The organism is Ferruginibacter sp. SUN002 (assembly GCF_050611725.1).
GTDB lineage: Bacteria > Bacteroidota > Bacteroidia > Chitinophagales > Chitinophagaceae > Ferruginibacter.
This window is the reverse complement of the sequence record NZ_JBODJB010000001.1, coordinates 3,016,717-3,035,283: the sequence shown is the minus strand read 5'-3', so window position 1 is coordinate 3,035,283 and position 18,567 is coordinate 3,016,717. Positions and strand designations below refer to the sequence as shown.

Annotated in this window: 17 protein-coding genes; 15 read left to right on the top strand and 2 right to left on the bottom strand. The window is 35.2% G+C overall.

Annotated elements, in window-relative coordinates:
* Positions 1 to 59 precede the first annotated feature (59 nt).
* A complete protein-coding gene (locus ACQ33O_RS12950) occupies positions 60 to 500 on the bottom strand; it encodes an Hsp20 family protein (RefSeq protein ID WP_430996012.1) in 441 nt (146 codons plus the stop codon).
* Positions 501 to 807: 307 nt separating this feature from the next.
* Between ACQ33O_RS12950 and ACQ33O_RS12945 the strand changes: the two genes are divergently transcribed.
* Complete coding sequence (locus tag ACQ33O_RS12945) at positions 808 to 1,224, top strand: BrxA/BrxB family bacilliredoxin (protein WP_430996011.1); 417 nt, start codon at positions 808 to 810, stop codon at positions 1,222 to 1,224.
* Positions 1,225 to 1,369: 145 nt separating this feature from the next.
* Positions 1,370 to 2,704: a prolipoprotein diacylglyceryl transferase gene (locus ACQ33O_RS12940; RefSeq protein ID WP_430996010.1), complete on the top strand. Its 1,335-nt coding sequence runs from the start codon at positions 1,370 to 1,372 to the stop codon at positions 2,702 to 2,704.
* A gap of 71 nt (positions 2,705 to 2,775) precedes the next feature.
* Here the strand turns inward: ACQ33O_RS12940 and ACQ33O_RS12935 are convergent, their stop codons facing one another.
* Positions 2,776 to 2,943, bottom strand: a complete 168-nt coding sequence (locus ACQ33O_RS12935; RefSeq protein WP_430996009.1) for a hypothetical protein — start codon at positions 2,941 to 2,943, stop codon at positions 2,776 to 2,778.
* 450 nt (positions 2,944 to 3,393) lie between these two features.
* Between ACQ33O_RS12935 and gldL the strand changes: the two genes are divergently transcribed.
* The 13 genes from gldL (at position 3,394) to hisD (ending at position 18,540) form a co-directional block, all read left to right on the top strand.
* The gene (gene gldL / locus ACQ33O_RS12930; protein WP_430996008.1) at positions 3,394 to 3,894 is read left to right on the top strand and encodes a gliding motility protein GldL; all 501 of its coding nucleotides are present in this window, start codon (positions 3,394 to 3,396) and stop codon (positions 3,892 to 3,894) included.
* Between the two features lie 70 nt (positions 3,895 to 3,964).
* Positions 3,965 to 5,476, top strand: a complete 1,512-nt coding sequence (locus ACQ33O_RS12925; RefSeq protein ID WP_430996007.1) for a GldM family protein — start codon at positions 3,965 to 3,967, stop codon at positions 5,474 to 5,476.
* 30 nt (positions 5,477 to 5,506) lie between these two features.
* The gene (locus ACQ33O_RS12920) at positions 5,507 to 7,624 is read left to right on the top strand and encodes a hypothetical protein (RefSeq protein WP_430996006.1); all 2,118 of its coding nucleotides are present in this window, start codon (positions 5,507 to 5,509) and stop codon (positions 7,622 to 7,624) included.
* 102 nt (positions 7,625 to 7,726) lie between these two features.
* Complete coding sequence (locus ACQ33O_RS12915; protein ID WP_430996005.1) at positions 7,727 to 8,842, top strand: acyltransferase family protein; 1,116 nt, start codon at positions 7,727 to 7,729, stop codon at positions 8,840 to 8,842.
* 32 nt (positions 8,843 to 8,874) lie between these two features.
* Positions 8,875 to 9,201, top strand: a complete 327-nt coding sequence (locus tag ACQ33O_RS12910) for a DUF6370 family protein (RefSeq protein WP_430996004.1) — start codon at positions 8,875 to 8,877, stop codon at positions 9,199 to 9,201.
* 57 nt (positions 9,202 to 9,258) lie between these two features.
* On the top strand, positions 9,259 to 9,750 hold the full coding sequence (locus tag ACQ33O_RS12905) for a YajQ family cyclic di-GMP-binding protein (protein ID WP_430996003.1): 492 nt from the start codon (positions 9,259 to 9,261) through the stop codon (positions 9,748 to 9,750).
* A gap of 103 nt (positions 9,751 to 9,853) precedes the next feature.
* Complete coding sequence (locus tag ACQ33O_RS12900; protein ID WP_430996002.1) at positions 9,854 to 10,105, top strand: type B 50S ribosomal protein L31; 252 nt, start codon at positions 9,854 to 9,856, stop codon at positions 10,103 to 10,105.
* Positions 10,106 to 10,191: 86 nt separating this feature from the next.
* On the top strand, positions 10,192 to 11,232 hold the full coding sequence (locus ACQ33O_RS12895) for a putative sugar nucleotidyl transferase (RefSeq protein WP_430996001.1): 1,041 nt from the start codon (positions 10,192 to 10,194) through the stop codon (positions 11,230 to 11,232).
* A complete protein-coding gene (gene tpiA / locus ACQ33O_RS12890; protein ID WP_430996000.1) occupies positions 11,229 to 11,990 on the top strand; it encodes a triose-phosphate isomerase in 762 nt (253 codons plus the stop codon). Before ACQ33O_RS12895 ends, tpiA begins: the two co-directional genes overlap by 4 nt.
* 370 nt (positions 11,991 to 12,360) lie before the next feature.
* Positions 12,361 to 15,054, top strand: a complete 2,694-nt coding sequence (locus tag ACQ33O_RS12885) for a 4-alpha-glucanotransferase (protein WP_430995999.1) — start codon at positions 12,361 to 12,363, stop codon at positions 15,052 to 15,054.
* Between the two features lie 83 nt (positions 15,055 to 15,137).
* Positions 15,138 to 16,154, top strand: a complete 1,017-nt coding sequence (locus tag ACQ33O_RS12880; RefSeq protein ID WP_430995998.1) for a dipeptide epimerase — start codon at positions 15,138 to 15,140, stop codon at positions 16,152 to 16,154.
* Between the two features lie 202 nt (positions 16,155 to 16,356).
* Positions 16,357 to 17,208 (top strand): ATP phosphoribosyltransferase, encoded by an 852-nt coding sequence (hisG, locus tag ACQ33O_RS12875; protein ID WP_430995997.1) that lies wholly within the window; start codon positions 16,357 to 16,359, stop codon positions 17,206 to 17,208.
* Positions 17,209 to 17,244: 36 nt separating this feature from the next.
* Positions 17,245 to 18,540, top strand: a complete 1,296-nt coding sequence (hisD, locus tag ACQ33O_RS12870; RefSeq protein ID WP_430995996.1) for a histidinol dehydrogenase — start codon at positions 17,245 to 17,247, stop codon at positions 18,538 to 18,540.
* Positions 18,541 to 18,567: the final 27 nt, after the last annotated feature.

The window sequence follows — 18,567 nt, the reverse complement described above, 5'->3', positions numbered from 1 at the left end:
AGGAATAAGGGGGATTCGTTTTACCAAAACCAACTGTATACTCTAGTTATAAACTGCGATTATTGAATTGCAATTTCTTTAGCAATTGCTTTAACTTCTTCTTTCTTAGGTAATACAACATTTAAAATGCCGTTTTCATATTTTGCGGTTATACCGGCAGCTTCAATTTTTTCATCAATTGTAAAACTGCGTTTGAATGCTTTGTGACTGAACTCTTTTCTGATTGTCTTTGCGGTTTCATCTTTTGTTTCTTCTTTTTTCTCAGCAGTAATGGTCAATAAATTACCATCTAATTTTACTGCAAAGTCAGCTTTGTCAAAACCCGGTGCCGCAACTTCTAAATGATATGCATCGTTTTTTTCATTGATGTTAACCGGAGGAAAGCCGAAAACATCTTGTCTAACTGTTTTCCCTAAAGCAGGAGCCCAGTCGTTAAAAAAATCATTTACAAATCCATCTAAATTTTTAGCAAATGGGTTGTTTGTTCTTACGAGTGTCATAATTGTATAAATTTTAAGTTTTTAATAATGTTATATGCAGCTAGTTTCAAATAGTATTCCAATGCTTTTTTTCTGATTTATTGACTTATTTACGTTTGTTTTAAAGTCATTTTGTCCTGTTTGTTTAAATTTAAAAGACAAAATGGCTCTTTTTGATATGTTTCTTGCTATTTCGATAGCGTTTTCTTATTACCACTTACTATCATCCCGACAATAAATTCTGCTCATCTTTTCAACATATAGATGTTTATCGATGCTTTATTTGGTTTTAGTATGTAAATTTGCAGTCTAATTAAAATCGAAAAATATGTATCCGGAAGAAATAGTAATACCGATGAAAGAGGAGTTAACAGAAAATGGTTTTCAGGAAATGTTAACTGCTGCCGACGTTGAAAAAACTTTAGGTGAAGAAGGAACAGCATTGGTAGTGATCAACTCTGTTTGCGGTTGCAGTGCAGGTACTGCAAGACCAGGCGTATTAATGGCTGTACACAACAGTTCTAAAAAACCAAAACATCTTACTACCAGCTTTGCAGGTTTTGATGTTGAAGCGGTAAGAAAGATCAGAGAACATTTGTTGCCATATCCTCCATCGTCGCCGTCAATCGCTTTATTTAAAGATGGTCAGTTGGTTCATTTTATCGAAAGACATAATATTGAAGGTAGAAGTGCACAAATGATCGCTGAAAATTTGATTGGTGCATTTGACCAGTACTGCAATTAAAATATTACTTGGGTTAGTAATAACAAGGTCCCGTAGGTAATTACTTACGGGATTTTTATTTAACGAACTTATCTCTTCTGAGCCTGAATATTTCTATATATTGCACCGGAATTTTCATTTTTCATTTTTCATTTTTAATTAATAGATGTATCCCAATTTATATTACGCTTTTAAAGAATGGTTTGGTGTTGAATGGAAAGCATTGAGCTTTGTATATACTTTCGGTTTGATGGTAGCGCTGGGTTTTATTGTTTCGGCAATTGTGTTGGCAGCTGAATTGAAACGCAAAGAAAAGGCAGGCTTACTTTTTCCTAGAGAAGAATTTATTATTGTTGGAAAACCTGCATCTCTCATAGAACTGCTAATTAATTTTTTAACGGGCTTTGTTTTTGGGTACAAACTCATTGGTTTGTTTTTAAATAAACCGGATGATGTAAATGCTCAGGATTATATTTTTTCTGCTGATGGAAATATACTGGCGGGTTTAGCAATGGGTTTACTATTGGCTGGTATGAAATGGAGAGAAAAGAATAAGCAAAAACTTAAAACTCCTGAAAGACGTACAGTGCGTATTTGGCCACACGATAGGGTTGGTGATATCATAATTATCGGTTTGTTATTTGGGATTTTAGGTGCTAAGCTGTTCGACAATCTTGAAAACTGGAACACCTTTATTAAAGATCCAGTAGGAACATTTTTTTCAACAAGAGGATTGACTTTTTACGGTGGATTGATATTGGCAGCCATTGCCATTGCCAGATATGCTATTAAAAAGGGAATACCACCGATCCATTTAGCTGATGCTGTTGCCCCGGCTTTAATGATTGCTTATGCAGTAGGAAGAATTGGCTGCCATGTTTCGGGTGATGGCGACTGGGGTATTTATAACAGTGCTTACATAACAGACTCAACAGCAAAAGTTGTTCAGGCTGCTCCGGGAGGTTTTGAAAAACAACTCAATCAATACAGTACCTATTTTCTTAGCGGATCTGTATTTGATAAAGAGGGTAAGCTTGAATTTGTAACGGATAGGAAAAGTGCCAGCCTTGCAGAAGTGCCGCATGCTTCATTTAAAGCACCATCATTTTTACCAACATGGATGGTTGCTTATAATTATCCGAACAATGTTAATGCCGATGGAATTCAAATTCCGGGTTCTACAGGGGATTACAATAGGGTATTACCCTCGCCGGTATTTCCAACACCATTTTACGAAACTGTTTTCTGTACTTTACTTTTCTTATTTCTATGGTCTATTCGCAAACGAATAAAAACTCCAGGTGTATTAGCTGCCATCTATCTTATTGTTAATGGATTTGAACGTTTTAGTATTGAAACGATTCGTGTGAATGCCAGATACCCTTTTTTAGGCTTTAATCTTTCGCAAGCGGAGATCATTGCGCTGGCATTGATATTATCGGGAGTGGTCTTGTGGGTAATTGTAAAAAGGCTGAAAAGTACTTCAGCTAGTACTTCTTAACAAATTAGTGCTGCAAAATACAAATGCCACACTGCAATAAGCGGTGTGGCATTTGTATATGTTGTTTATTGTTAAAATAAATTATCTACCATGCTGCCGATAGAACTTTCCGGGGCCACTGTAACGATCACTACCAATGCTAAAAGTGATAGAATGTATACTGAAAATACGCCGGTTAAAATGGTGAGTAATGGATTTTGTTTGAAAGTGGAACTGATACCGTTAGTTAAGTTTTTCATAGTTATTTTTTAGGATTTAATAAAATGGAGCAAAATGCTTACCGCCCCGTGAAAACATAACGTTCCTAAACCTGTTTTAGTATACCGATTAAAAAATCGAAGATAAAATGTGGAAATCCTAGGAAATGCGTCTAGAAGAGCGGAGGGGTTTTAGTTTTTTTTTAACATTTAATTCACGTAGTTATCCATATTTGATACCAACTTTTCAAGCTAAATGTTAAAGATATTAACATTTAATAAAATTATATATATTAATTATTTTATACGATTAGTTTGAAACCACCTTATTTGTGTTGATAATCATGCTGTTACAAAAATATCAATTTTTTTGTAAGATTGGCATTTTGATGTGCATAAAGCCCTCTAAAAATCTCCCGTTTTTCGGCAAATAGGTTTGGAAAGTTATATTTGTAAGCTATTATAATTAATTATAAACCAACCTTTTCCAAGATGAAAGTGAGAAATTTCGACTTTTTCAACCTATTTTATTCCTTTGGCGCTGCTGTAGTACTACTTGGAGCCCTGTTTAAAGTTTTAGACACCACTTACGCAGATTACATATTCATCACCGGTTTGGTTGTTGAAATTCTGGTATTCCTTGTTTCTGCTTTTCTGTTTAGTAAAAAAGAAAAAGAACTTTCATGGGAAAGAGTTTTTCCTGAGTTGGTAAAAGAAGGTGATGCAGGCAGATCGGGCTCTGCAGCCAATCAAAGTGCTATTAGCTTAGGAAGCAATATGCAAGAATTATCGCAAAATTTAGGTGAAATAGCTAACTCATTCAAACAAATGAAAGCTACTATCAATAATCTTGATAGCACCGTTAGTCAGCTTGAAAATGCCAATGTTGGTTACAAAGAAGAGATGCAGGCATTAAAAGACAATTTAGCTGACATTAATCAGTACTATACTGATTTTATTTCGGCGCTTAACTCCAAAACAAAAAGGGGTTAGAAAAAATCCAAAAAAAATATTGTAATAGAAAGCATTCGATTTTCGGATCTCTCTTAATTATTTATTAAAGATGACAAACGCTTTAAAAATTCGGCAGAAGTTTATTAACCTGATGTATCTGGTTTTTATACTTTTTGCATTTATATATGCTCCAACTAATTCGCTGGATTCATTATTGTATTCAACCAAATCTATAAAAAGGGTTGAAACGTTGATGGTGCCCGAAAATGAAGTATTGAAGAATTCACTTAGTAAAGACTCTGCTTTTATTGCAGCGAATAGTACTGTTTATTATGCAACATTGAGTGTTATTGATAGCATAGAATATGTAATTAAAAAATTAGATAGTTTTCAAACAGTTCTTGTAGAACCTCAATATAAAGGTATAGCGGGGTATCCAAGAAATTTTAGAAGTGCTTCAATTGCTAATAAAGTATTCATTTATAATAATTCAGCCAATCAGTTACGCCAAACATTAGATAGGATCAAAACCAACATGGACAAAGCAGGTTTGGGAAATCTTAGACAAAATATTGATAGTTTATTACCTACTACCACGGAAATAAAAAACTCAAAAGGCGCAGATAAAAAATGGTCAGCTTTCTTTTTTGAAAAAACGCCAAAAGCAGTTTTGCTTTTAACTACAGAAAAGATGAAACTTGATCTAATGGTACTAACGAGAGATATTTTAACTCAGGTATCTAATATGCGTTCTAAGAAACAAATCGAGGAAATATCTACTCAGTCTCCTGATAATACAATGTTTGTTGTAAAAATGCTGAATGGTATGGAAGTGCCTATCAAATTAGATTGGTCTGCTGTTGGCAGCGACAGCGTTAAAAACAGGTTATTGACTGAAGTAATTAATAATAAGTTGACAGGAACGTTGATTAAAAATGGTCAGGCAATAAGCCAAGCTACATTTAATCAAAAAGCAATGGAACAGCAGGATCCACAACAGCCACAGCCGCCGGTTATTATTAAACAAGAACAACTTTATGCAGTTATAGGGAAAGGAGCGTTTGATGACCTTTACTTGGGGGTTGATAATCCGGTTGACATTGTTTCGTCTATTCCTGCAGGTTATAAACAAGAAGTGACAGTTAACGAAGGAGAAATTATAAACAAAAGTGGCAAGTATTATCTGCGTTTTAAAAGAGAAGGCTTTACTAAGATTACCGTTTCTGCTGTAAAAGGTGCCACTAGAAAGTTATTGGATGAAAAAGAATTCAAGATCATTTTGCTTCCCAATCCGGATGTTTATTTGTCGGGTTACAAAGGCGGTATCATATCAAAAGACATCGTTAAAGTTGCCAAGTCAATTGAATTGAAAAACGAAGCCAACAACTTATTTGCAGATGTATACAATTGCGAAAGTTTTGATGTGACATTGGTGCCTTTTGATAATCCTATTGGAGAAATTAAAGTAAGAGGCAACAGTGGGTCATCTTTTTCTGCGGAAACAAAAGAAGTACTTCAGAAAGTTAAAAGAGGTGATGTAATAGTACTTGACAATTTTAAAATACGTACACCCGATGGATTGATAAGGAGAATACCTACGGTTGTTTATCGCGTTATATAATTAATTAAGAAAAGATACAAATTATCAGGGATGAAGAAGATTATTGCAATTTTAATGCTTTGCTTTATCGCCGCAAATGTGGAAGCACAGATGCTTAAACCAACTTCAGGTTTAATATTAAGCGAACGGTATGATAGCAGTATTACCTTGAAAAAAGGAGAATATATTGTACAAGGAGAAGTTGTTATCGCTAAAACTTCGCTTCTTACAATAGAATCAGGCGTAAAGTTATTTTTTATGCCGGGTGCTACTATCAATGTAAAAGGTGGATTACATGTTACCGGTGCAGCTAATGACCTAGTTCAGTTTTCAAGCGCAGGTGGTAAAGAATCTGGTACCGGTTTAGTAATTAGCGGCAGTACACCTAATCAGGATATAAAGATTAGCTATGCAAGTTTTAAGTTTTTGTTGAAGCCGTTGTTGTTTGAAAAGAATTGGTATAGAAGTGGGGTAGAAGTTAATAATTCAGACTTCTTCAATACATACGAATTCAATGATGCTGTTTCTATTAAAGAGGTGGAGTTTTATCTTAATAAACAACCAATTGAATTTATTTTTAAAGAAAACGTTTTTGCAGATAACTATTCTAACATCTCGGTGTATAATGCAACTTCATATAGGGTGAAATATACATTTGAAAAGAACGTTTTTGCAAACAACTTATATTTCGATAGCCGTACAAAAGCGGAAAGCAACCCTGTTTATGTAGCATTGGATAATATCCAGAGTAAATACACAATGAAGATATATAACAATATGTTTTCTGACAACTACATATTTACTCAAGATTCTTTGAAACAGATCGATCATGGTACTATCGGTTACTTAAATCCTAAAGAAGATTTTGTAACAGTGAATAACTTCACAAAAAATCCGGTAGAAAAAAGATATGATCAGAAAGAACCTGGTTATAATGTGCATGCTTTTCCGTTAGAATTAAGCGAAAATGGCAAAAAAGTGTCTCAAAAAATACCAGTAGATTCTCTGGCAGGCAAGAAGATAAAAATCCATTTCAATACATCTATTGCTAAAGATCAAAAAGATTATAAAGTATTTTACAATTTCATTGATACGATCACAGGAGAGATATTGAAAAAACAAATTGACGGTAATTACTATTTTAGCCATGCAGCCGGTAATGAAGCTGATTTTGGTTTTGAAAGTACCGTTATTTCTGAGCCGATTGGTTATATCAGTATTGAAAATTTAAAGAACACCGATGGGGTTTCTGTTCCAAGTGTTAATGTTGGTATCATCGATTTCTTTGAAAAATGTGGTAGCAGAAGCTACAAAATGGAAAATGTAACATTAGCGCCGATAGATATTGCAAAACATAATATGCTTGTTGACACAACACAGAATGCAATTATACCGCTAGACTCGATAAAAGTTGGAAAATGGGAAGTTGCTTTGTTTGGTGGAATTAGTGGTTATGCAGGAGATTTAAATCATGATTGGATGCATCAGGAAAAATGGTATAACGGAATTGCGCTGAAATTGAGATATCATATCAACAGGAATATTTCTGCAAAACTAGCTTTAGATTATACCAATATTTCTGCTAAAGATTACGGTTTATATAATAGAAGAGCATTAAGTTTTAAAAGTAATATCTGGGCTCTTTCATTTATGGGAGAGTACAATTTTACAGATAGATATAGCCTAAACAGAAATAGATATGCTCATGGTTTAGGTAGAAAAATATATCCTTCTTTTGGTATTGGGTTGGGCTTGGTAAAATTTAACCCTAAGGCACAGTATGCTGATGGTACATGGTATGAATTGCGTCAATTTGGAACCGAAGGGCAAACGGCCCCCGGAGGTAAAAAGTACAGTCTCATAACTGTAACAATTCCAATGATGGCTGCTGTTAGTTACAGGATCAATGATAACTTTAAGATATCCGCTGAACTTACAGGCTTTAAATTATTTACTGATTATATTGACGATGCCAGCAAAACGAAGTATGTTTCTGATGCAACTGTAAGAGCGGCTAACCCGAATAATCCTGATGTGGCTTCTTATTTCAGAAACCCCGGAAAAAATATCGGAGCAAGGGGAAATGCTAAAGACAAAGACTTTATCTATATGCTTGGATTTTCGTTGAACTATAGGTTCAAAAACAAAAGAGACAGAGAGCAAGATTAATGTTAAATTTTAATAACTTACATGGGCCAGCATTAATGTTGGCCCATTTTTTTGTACGGAACTTTAATTAAGATCTTTGTTGAATTCGATAATAAATGCATAATGCTTTCAGCTTTCAATTCTCAAAAATTCAGGTTTTGGTCTTTTGTATCAATGGCGTTACTTGTCTTTGTACATGCGTATAACCTAAATGAAAACTATTTGCAGCCGTGGACCATGCCCCATGAGCCTTTAACCTTCACAACTTTTACCGAATACTGGTTGGCAAACGGATTATTTCGTTTTCGCATACCCATGCTGTTTATGATCTCCGGCTACCTGTTTGCAATAGGAGATACAAAACTACATAAGCAAAGGGTTGGTAAGCGTGTAAGAACCTTACTGTATCCTTATCTGATATGGAGTGCAGTAGGTTTACTTTTAACGTATGTACTGGAATTATTTCCTTATAGCAGAAATGTGGTAGATGCAACGCATATGATGCAGATCAGTGACCACACAAAGTTGTTGCATCAATATCAATGGTATGAGGTGCTGGCAAGATGGATATTCTTTCCTGTGTCTTATCAACTTTGGTTTATAAGAGTGTTGCTGATATATAATCTTGCTTATCCTGCTATACGATGGTGTGTATTACATCCAATGGTCAGATGGATATTTTTTTCTGTAGTGATACTGCTTTGGATAGCAACATTTGGTTCCATCCTGTTTGAAGGTGAAGGCTTGCTGTTTTTTTCTCTTGGTGTATGGTTACAAAAAAAGAATTTCAATATTGATGTAGCCAATAAATGGTTGAATCCAAACCTTTGGGGCATTGTTTTTATCAGTGTATCTGTTATAAAAACGATACTAGCATTTCAATCCTATTTTAATGGCATAGAGCCTGTGCTTTTGTTCATGCATAAAATTGTTGTATTGAGTGGATTAATTACTGTATGGTATGGATGCAATAGGCTGGTGAAATTTTTTATGGGTAAAAGATGGTTTGTATGGTTGTCTGCTTTTTCATTTATGATATATGCAGTACATGCCCCATTGGTTTTATATGCTACTAAAGCATTTATGCTGGAAATGCATCATTTTAATGGTTACAGAATGTTTATATTTATTTTACTGCCGATAATTTTAATTTTTCTGGCAATTATAAAGGCTGCAATATTAAGAAAAGGTTTTCCGAAACTATATAGTTTTCTCACAGGAGGAAGAGGGCTTCAATAATAAAACTTAGTTTTGCATGTAATAAAGCGATCATGAAATTTTTTATCGGACTCTTATTTTGTTTATCAGGTTTCACAACTTTTGGTCAAACCGGCATTGCTTCAACTCCCGATACATTGAAACAGTTGATCAAAGCAGAAGTAAGTTGCGGACAATGTAAATTCGGGTTACCGGGAAAAGGTTGTTCTTTAGCTGTACGCATAAAAGGGAAGGCTTATTTTGTTGATGGAACCTCTATCGATGAACATGGAGATGCTCATGCAGCTGATGGTTTTTGTAATGCTGTTCGTCATGCTTTGATACAAGGCAAAGTAGTACGGAAGCGTTTTAAAGTCACTTATTTTAAACTTATTGATTAAAAAAGCCAATAGCTTTTTTATATTTGTAACACTATCTAACCACTTTAATTTTTAGCCATGCCATCATTCGATTTTTCCAGTAAAGTAGATCTGCAAACATTAGATAATGCTATCAATGTTGTCAACAAAGAAATTACTAATCGTTTCGACTTTAAGGGATCTCATGTTGTAATTGAACTGAATAAAAAAGATTTTAAAGTTAATCTTGAAGCCGAAAGCGAAATGAAACTTGATCAGATCGTTGATGTAATGATCAGTAGAAGCATGAAGCAAGGTCTAGCTGCAGAGATCTATGATCTAAGCAAAGAAGCTTATCAGAGTGGTAAGGTTACTAAAAAGGAGATCGTTGTACGCAATGGGATTAAACAGGAAGATGCTAAAAAAGTAGTTAAACTTATTAAGGAATCCGGGCTAAAAGTACAGGCAGCCATTATGGACGATATCATTCGAATAACCGGAAAAAAAATAGATGATTTGCAGGAAGTAATTCAGGCATCTAAAGGCTGGAACCTGGGTATTGCGTTGCAGGTGGTAAATATGAAGAGCTAACACGTTCAAAAGTCAATATTTATTTGAAAATTGCTATAATTTAGCTACCTTTGCTCCTCTAAAAAATCGCATGGCAAAATCCATGCATAAAACATTGACAATCATGAAGAAAGATTTGCACCCAAAAAATTACCGCTTTGTAGTTTTCAAAGATATGAGTAATGGATACCAGTTTTTAAGTCGTTCAACTGCTGAATCAAAAGAAACAGTAGAATTTGAAGGAGCTGAATACCCTGTAATTAAATTAGAGATTTCTAATACATCTCACCCGTTCTATACAGGTAAAAATGTATTGGTTGATACTGCAGGTCGTATCGATAAATTTAAAAAACGTTACGAAAAGAAAGCTAACTAAGCAATTGACTTTTTTGAAAAAATATAATGGTCCCTTCGGTTTCCCGAAGGGATTTTTATTTAAAAATGAGTTGTAATTTAGCTACAATGCAAGTAACCTTTGATGATAGAAATTCCCGGAATAATCTTTACCCTTTTGCAGTTACAAGAAATGTAGAAGATATAAGGATTGGTATTTTAACTATAAAACAAAAATGGGAACTGATTTTTTCTGTATTGAAGGTAGAATTTGCAAATTCTATAGCTATACCTTCCAATATTATTCCAACCAAAAATTATGTAGAACAGCTTGATTTTTCAGGTGACAATATTTTTACTGCATTAGATAGTACTGAAGATGTTAAAGTAATCAATCATTCCTGGGAAATTTTTCAACTCAATGATTGGGCACTAAGAAATGATTTTGAATTGATCACAGCGGGCAGATCATCTCAAACTATATCTTCAACCAATCAATTAATTGCCCCTGAAAATATTTTTGTTGAAGAAGGTGCTATAATAGAGCACAGTATATTAAATGCTTCAACTGGGCCGATCTACATTGGTAAAAATGCAGTTGTAATGGAAGGAAATCTTATCCGTGGACCTTTTGCTTTGTGCGAAGGGGCCACTTTAAAGATGGGTAGTAAGATATATGGTGCAACAACCATTGGTCCTTATTCGGTTGCAGGTGGGGAAATAAAGAATTCAGTTTTATTCGGCTATAGTAATAAAGCGCATGATGGTTATTTAGGAGACAGTGTGTTGGCAGAATGGTGCAATCTTGGAGCAGGCACATCTAACTCAAACCTTAAAAATACCGCTGGTGATGTCAACGTATGGGATAACAGCAAGAAGAGTTATACTAAGGTTGGCACTAAATGTGGTTTGTTGATGGGTGATTATAGCAGAGCAGCTATCAATACATCTTTTAATACAGGTACTGTTGTTGGTGTTTGCTGTAATATTTTCGGAGAGGGATTCCCGGCAAAACATGTACCCGATTTTTCGTGGGGTGGAGGAGAATATGATATTGAAAAGGCATTGCAAGATATTGATAACTGGAAAAAACTGAAAACAAAAAATATTACTCAGCAGGAAAAAGAAATTTTAAGCGAACTTTACAATCAAAAAATAAATATAAAATGAGAAAACAAATAGCGGCAGCAAATTGGAAAATGAATTTAACACTTGAACAAGGGGAAGCATTGTTGAATGATCTATTGGCTATTCCACACACGCTTACAGAAAACCAGGAAGTAGTTTTTGGAATTCCGTTCCCATATCTTACCAGCATTAAAACTAAGCTTGCCGGTAAAACAAACATTTATGTTGCTGCACAAAATTGTTCTAACAAAAGATCAGGAGCGTATACTGGCGAAACTAGTGTAGAAATGTTGAAAAGCATAGGTGTTGATTATGTGATCATTGGACACAGTGAAAGAAGAGAATATTTTAATGAGACAAATGCTATGCTAGCTGAAAAAGTAAATCTTTGTTTTGAATATGGATTGAAACCTATATTTTGTTGCGGAGAGGCTCTTGAAATAAGAGAAGCAGGTACTCAAAACAGTTTTGTAGAAAATCAACTGATCGAAAGTCTGTTTCATTTATCTGCGGAGCAATTAACCGGCTTTGTGATCGCTTACGAACCTATTTGGGCTATTGGCACAGGTAAAACTGCAACAAGCGAACAAGCCCAAGAAATGCATGCTCATATAAGGGCTGTATTGACAACAAAATATGGCAGCGCAATAGCCAATAGTATCAGTATATTATACGGAGGTAGTGTAAAAGCAGCAAATGCTAAAGAAATATTTGGTCAACCGGATGTAGATGGAGGCCTTGTAGGCGGCGCTTCACTGATAGCAGAAGAATTTGCAGCTATCATTAATAGTTTGAAATAAGTAAAAATGGTTATGATTGCTACTATGCATAGTAGCAATCATAACCATTTTTATATTACATTAAATCCAATGCCTTAGCGAAAAAAGTGCAGTTAAAGGGAAGTACCATTGAGCAGTAACCGCCTCCAATTTTGTACACCCAAAAGAATGCAGCTACCGAAACAAAAAACAATACCCAATATAATGCTGAAGATTTTTTTGTAGATTCCATTTGCAGATAATTTTGGCAAAAATAATGGAAATGAGACAATTAATTTTATTCTGGGTAATATTTTAAGTAATATTATCCCACAATAAGAAATTTATTGTGTATTTTTTACACATTGTATTACAAAAGTTATATATTGCAACCCCTTAATTATATTTTTACATGATTGTGAATTTTTATCTTCGTTATTCTACGAAGTACGGACAGCGTTTATATGTTTCAGGCGATTGCGATGCTTTAGGAAATAATAATATTTCCAAAGCAATTCCTTTATACTTTTTCAATGAAGAATTATGGCTGGCTAAAGTTGATTTATCTGAAAAAGATATTGCGAAAGGTTCCTTACAATACAAGTTTATTTATAGGGATAACACCGGCGCAGAAATAATAGAATGGGGAGATGATAGGATAATTGATGTATCAAAAACTACAATAAAAGAAATCACAACAATAGATTTCTGGAATCATGCCGGACAGGTTGAAAATGCTTTTTTTACACAACCATTTCAAGAGGTATTATTAAAAACACTTTCTACTGCAAAAGTTGCCACAGTTAAATCATATACACATGAGCTTAAAGTAAAAGCACCACTTTTGAAAGAAGATGAGGTAATATGTGTGATTGGCAGTAATGATACTTTGGGCAACTGGAAAACGGATAAGCCGTTATTGTTAAACAAGAGTGGTAATTGGTGGTCTGTAAAAATAGATCTAGCTGATGAGAGCTTTCCCGTTTTATATAAATATGCAGTTTACGGAATTACCGATAAAAAAGTAAGGTTTTTTGAAGCCGGAGGTAACAGGGCAATGCAAGGTGGAACAGGTAAAGGAAAACTCACAATTTTGCATGACGGCTTTGCTCAATTGCCTTTTCCAAATTGGAAAGGAGCAGGTGTAGCTATCCCGGTATTTAGTTTACGAACTACCAAAAGCTTTGGTACAGGAGAGTTTACAGATATCAGACAATTGGTGGATTGGTCAAAACTAAACGGACTAAAGCTAATTCAACTATTACCGGTAAATGATACAACGGCAACGCATACATGGATGGATTCTTATCCATATGCTGCTATTTCTGCTTTTGCATTACATCCTTTGTTTATCAATCTTGAAAAAGTAGCAGGAGAGATTAATGCAGATGTAGTAAAAGCTTTATCTGCAGACCAAAAACGACTGAATGTATTACCGGCAGTAGATTATGATGCGGTAATGGCAATAAAATTTGCAGCCTTAAAAAAATTATACAATCTTCAAAAAAGAGAATTCTTAAAGGACCCTGGTTTTAAAGCATTTTTCGATTCAAATAAACATTGGTTAATACCATATGCTGCATTTTGTTATCTGAGAGATAAATACGGGGTATCTGATTATAGTAAATGGCCAACCAACAGCATATACAGCAAAAATGAAATTGAGCAATTGGCAGCTTCATCCGAAAAACATTATGATGAGATTGCGTTGCATTATTTCATACAGTATCATTTGCATATTCAATTAAAAGAAGCAACTGCATATGCTCATGAAAATGGTATCATTGTTAAAGGAGATCTGCCGATCGGTATATACAGGTACGGTTGTGATGCATGGATGGCTCCTGAGTTATATAATATGGATGCACAAGCAGGAGCGCCACCCGATGATTTTGCAATCAAAGGACAGAATTGGGGATTTCCAACTTACAACTGGAAAAAAATGCAGGAAGATGGTTTTGCATGGTGGCGTCAGCGTTTTCACCAAATGAGTGAATACTTTGATGCATTCAGAATTGACCATATTCTCGGCTTCTTTCGTATCTGGAGTATTCCTGTACATGCAGTAGAAGGTATTATGGGAAAATTTGTTCCTGCAATACCGGTGCATATCAGTGAATTTCACCAAAATAATATTTCAATTGACCATTACCGTTATTGTGCTCCCTTTATAAATGATTCGGTGTTGTATGAGGTGTTTGGTTATGATGTACATTATGTAAAAGATAATTTCCTCAATAATTATGATGGTAATTATCATTTGAAAGAAGAATTTAATACGCAACGCAAGGTTGAGCAATATTTTGCCGGTCAACCTAACGATGACTTTCAGCATAAAATAAAATACGGATTGTTTGATCTTATCAGTAATATTATTCTGATCGAAGAAGAAGGTTCCGGCGGTCAGCAGTTTCATTTCAGGATCAATGCAGATCAAACAAGTTCTTTCAGATACCTCGATGGTCATACTCAGAGCAAGTTGAAGGAATTGTATGTAAATTATTTCTATAGTCGTCAGGATGATTTCTGGAAAAAAGAAGCCTTACATAAATTGCCTGAACTAAAACGAAGTACCAATATGTTGGTATGTGGCGAAGATCTCGGTATGGTGCCTGATTGTGTACCTGATGTAATGCAGCAATTAGGTATGTTGAGTTTGGAGATACAGCGTATGCCTAAAGATTCGACTAAAGAATTTTTTCATCCTGCAGATGCTCCGTACCTATCGGTAGTAACACCTTCTACGCATGATATGAGTACCATTCGAGGGTGGTGGGAAGAAGATGCTGTTAAAACCCAACGATTTTATAATAATGAATTAGGCCATTACGGAGGTGCTCCTTATTTCTGCGATGCATGGATCAATAAAGAGATCGTTGTACAGCATTTATTCTCTCCGGCTATGTGGAGCATTTTCCAATTGCAGGATATTTTGGGCATTAATGATAAACTCAGAAGAGACAATCCTAACGATGAACGTATTAATGTGCCGGCCAATCCTAAGCATTACTGGCAATACAGAATGCACATGACCTTTGAAGATTTGATCAAAGAGACGGAATTCAATACAGAGTTTGGTGGGTTGGTAAAAGCAAGCGGACGATAATTAATAACCACATAGGCATATAGCAAGATAGAAATTACCTATGTAAGTATATGCCTGTGTCGTTCTATATTTGCTCAGAAAAAATGAAAGTTTCTTACCAATCATACAATCTTCCTTTTAAGCACCCTTTCACTATTTCTAAAGGAACTAAAACACATCAGCCAACTTTAATCGTTGAATTGGAGCATTTTGGTTTTGTAGGTTATGGAGAAGCACCTGCTATCAATTACTACAATATCACGGTGGAAAAAATGATTGAGGACCTTGAACGGAAAAAAGTTTTCGTGGAAAAGTTTGCTTTCTCCGATCCTGAAAGATACTGGCATTACTTACACCATTTATTTCCGGCGAATCCTTTTTTAGTTTGTGCATTGGATATGGCCGGCTGGGATCTGTATGGAAAAATAAAACGTCAGCAATTGCACCAGCTATGGAATTTAGATACATCTAAAGCACCGCTGACCGATTTCACTATCGGGATAGATTCAATAGATAAAATGGTTACGAAGATGAAAGAAAAACCATGGCCGATCTATAAGATAAAAGTAGGAGTAGAAAATGATATTGAGATGGTGGCTGAATTGCGTAACCATACCGATGCTATTTTCAGAGTGGATGCGAATGCCGGTTGGACACTGGAGCAGGCATTGCAAAAAATTCCTTTATTAAAAGAGCTGGGTGTAGAATTTATTGAACAGCCATTGGCAAAAGATGATTGGGATGGGATGAAGGCATTGTTTGATGCTTCACCGTTACCATTGATAGCTGATGAATCCTGTGTGAAGGAATCGGATGTTGAAAAATGTTATCAGCATTTTCATGGTATCAATATCAAACTTACCAAGTGCAGTGGCATTACCCCGGCCCGCAATATGATTAAAAAAGCCAGAGAGCTGAATATGAAAGTAATGATAGGTTGTATGAATGAAAGTTCTGTTGGAACGGCTGCCATTGCTCAATTAGCGCCGCTGCTGGATTATGTAGATATGGATGGAACGCTGTTGTTGGAGGAGGATACTGCAGAAGGGGTAAAATTCGATTTTGGCCGGATTCTATATACAGACTCTCCCGGATTAGGCTTGATTTCCGGGAATTTCTAAATTTTATTTGGCAAAATAAATTTTCGGTCTTTACTTTGCACCATCAATGAAACAATTTACTCACATACATCATCATCATTTATTACCGTAAGGTAAGCTATGTTGGTATGTATGTAAAAAACATATTTCAAAAAGGGCTTACTTAAAAAGGTAAGCCCTTTTTGTTTATAACCAGGTTAGATAAAATATTAAAAAATAGACTATGCTAAAAATAGCAATTCAAAAATCAGGAAGACTTTTCGAAGATTCTATCAAACTTTTAAAAGAGTGTGGTATTGAAGTTAGTAATGGAAACAAGCAATTGAAAACTGTTGCAGATAATTTCCCTTTAGAGATTTATTTTTTAAGAGATGATGATATTCCTCAGTACGTGTATGATGGCGTTGCTGATATCGGTATCGTTGGTGAAAATGTTTTGTTGGAAAAAAACAAAGACATCGATCTTGTATATCGTTTGGGTTTTGGTAAATGCAGGTTGAGTATTGCAGTGCCTAAAAGTATTCAATATAAATCTATAGAAGATCTGCAAGGATTGAAAATAGCAACCACATATTCAACCATCTTGCAAAAATATCTGACAGAAAAAAAGATCGATGCAGAAATACATGAGATCAGTGGTTCGGTGGAAATTGCTCCGGGTATTGGCTTAGCAGATGCTATTTGCGATTTAGTAAGTAGTGGTAGTACACTTTTTACAAACGGGTTAAAAGAAGTAGAGGTAATATTAAAATCTGAAGCGGTTTTAACTTCTCATAAAAATTTAACCACAGAGCAAAAAGTAATTCTCGATAAATTATTGTTACGCATCAACGCAGTTAAAAAGGCCAAGAATAATAAATACATCATGCTGAATGCTCCCAATCATCAGTTAAAAAATATTTCAGCGGCTTTGCCAGGCATGAAAAGCCCTACTATCGTGCCTTTAACGGAAGAAGGTTGGAGCAGCGTTCAAAGCGTTGTGTCTGAAAATGAGTTTTGGGATATCATTGAAAAACTAAAAAGTTTTGAAGCAGAGGGAATTATTGTTCTTCCAATTGAAAAGATGATCGTTTAACCCCCTAACCCCCTAAAAGGGGATAAGAGCCTGATTATGGAAAGAGTTTATATTGAACCGAAGAGAAGTGAGTGGAATCAAATTCTGCAGCGTCCTGCTTTTGATAGCAGTTCGTTAGAAGCTACTGTAGGTAATATTTTAAATGATGTTAAACAAAATGGAGACGTTGCAGTAAAAAAATATGCAGCACAATTTGATGGTGTTGAACTGAATGATTTAAAAGTTACTGAAGCAGAAATAGCAGAAGCTGTTTTGTTGGTTGATGAAAAATTAAAGCAAGCTATTCAACAAGCAAAAAATAATATCGAAGCATTTCATACAATACAAAAAGAAGCAGTATCAAAAGTTGAAACAACACTAGGTGTATTTTGTTGGAGAAAATCGATCGCTATTCAAAAAGTAGGATTGTATATTCCGGGAGGTTCTGCACCTTTATTTTCCACTTTGTTGATGTTGGGAGTGCCCGCTGTGCTGGCAGGTTCCAAGGAAATTGTTGTTTGTACTCCTTCTGGTAAAGATGGGAAAGTAAATCCTGTTATTTTATATACAGCACAATTGATCGGCCTAAAAAATATTTATAAGATCGGTGGCGTACAAGCTGTTGGTGCTATGGCTTATGGAACAGCAACAGTTCCACAAGTGTATAAAATATTCGGTCCTGGAAATCAGTATGTAACATGCGCTAAACAATTAGTAAATAAAGCTGGTGTGGCGATTGATATGCCTGCAGGCCCCAGTGAAGTAGCTGTGTATGCGGATGAGACAAGTAATGCTTCGTTCATAGCAGCTGATCTGTTAAGCCAGGCAGAGCATGGGGCAGATAGTCAGGTTGTTTTAGTTGCCAGTTCTGAGTTCTTAGTTAAGGCTGTTCAAGCTGAAGTAGAAAAACAATTAAATGATCTATCAAGAAAAGATATTGCAGCGAAAGCTTTGCAACACAGTAGATATATCGTTATCCAAAATGTCGACGATGCTTTCGAATTATTGAATGAATACGCTGCAGAGCATTTGATCATTGCGTCTGATAATGCATTGTCTTTGTCTGAAAAAGTGACCAATGCCGGTAGTGTTTTTATTGGTCACTATTCTCCTGAAAGTGTCGGTGATTATGCTTCAGGAACCAATCATACATTACCAACCAATGGTTATGCGAAAGCATACAGTGGTGTTTCGTTGGATAGTTTTTTTAAGAAAGTAACTTTTCAACAATTAACAAAGGAAGGAATTAATAATATTGGAAATACGGTAGAAATTATGGCAGCTGCTGAAGGGCTGGATGCTCATAAGAATGCAGTAACTGTAAGATTGGATAGTCTTAAGAATATTGAATAAAGAATATAGAATACAGAAGTTGACCGA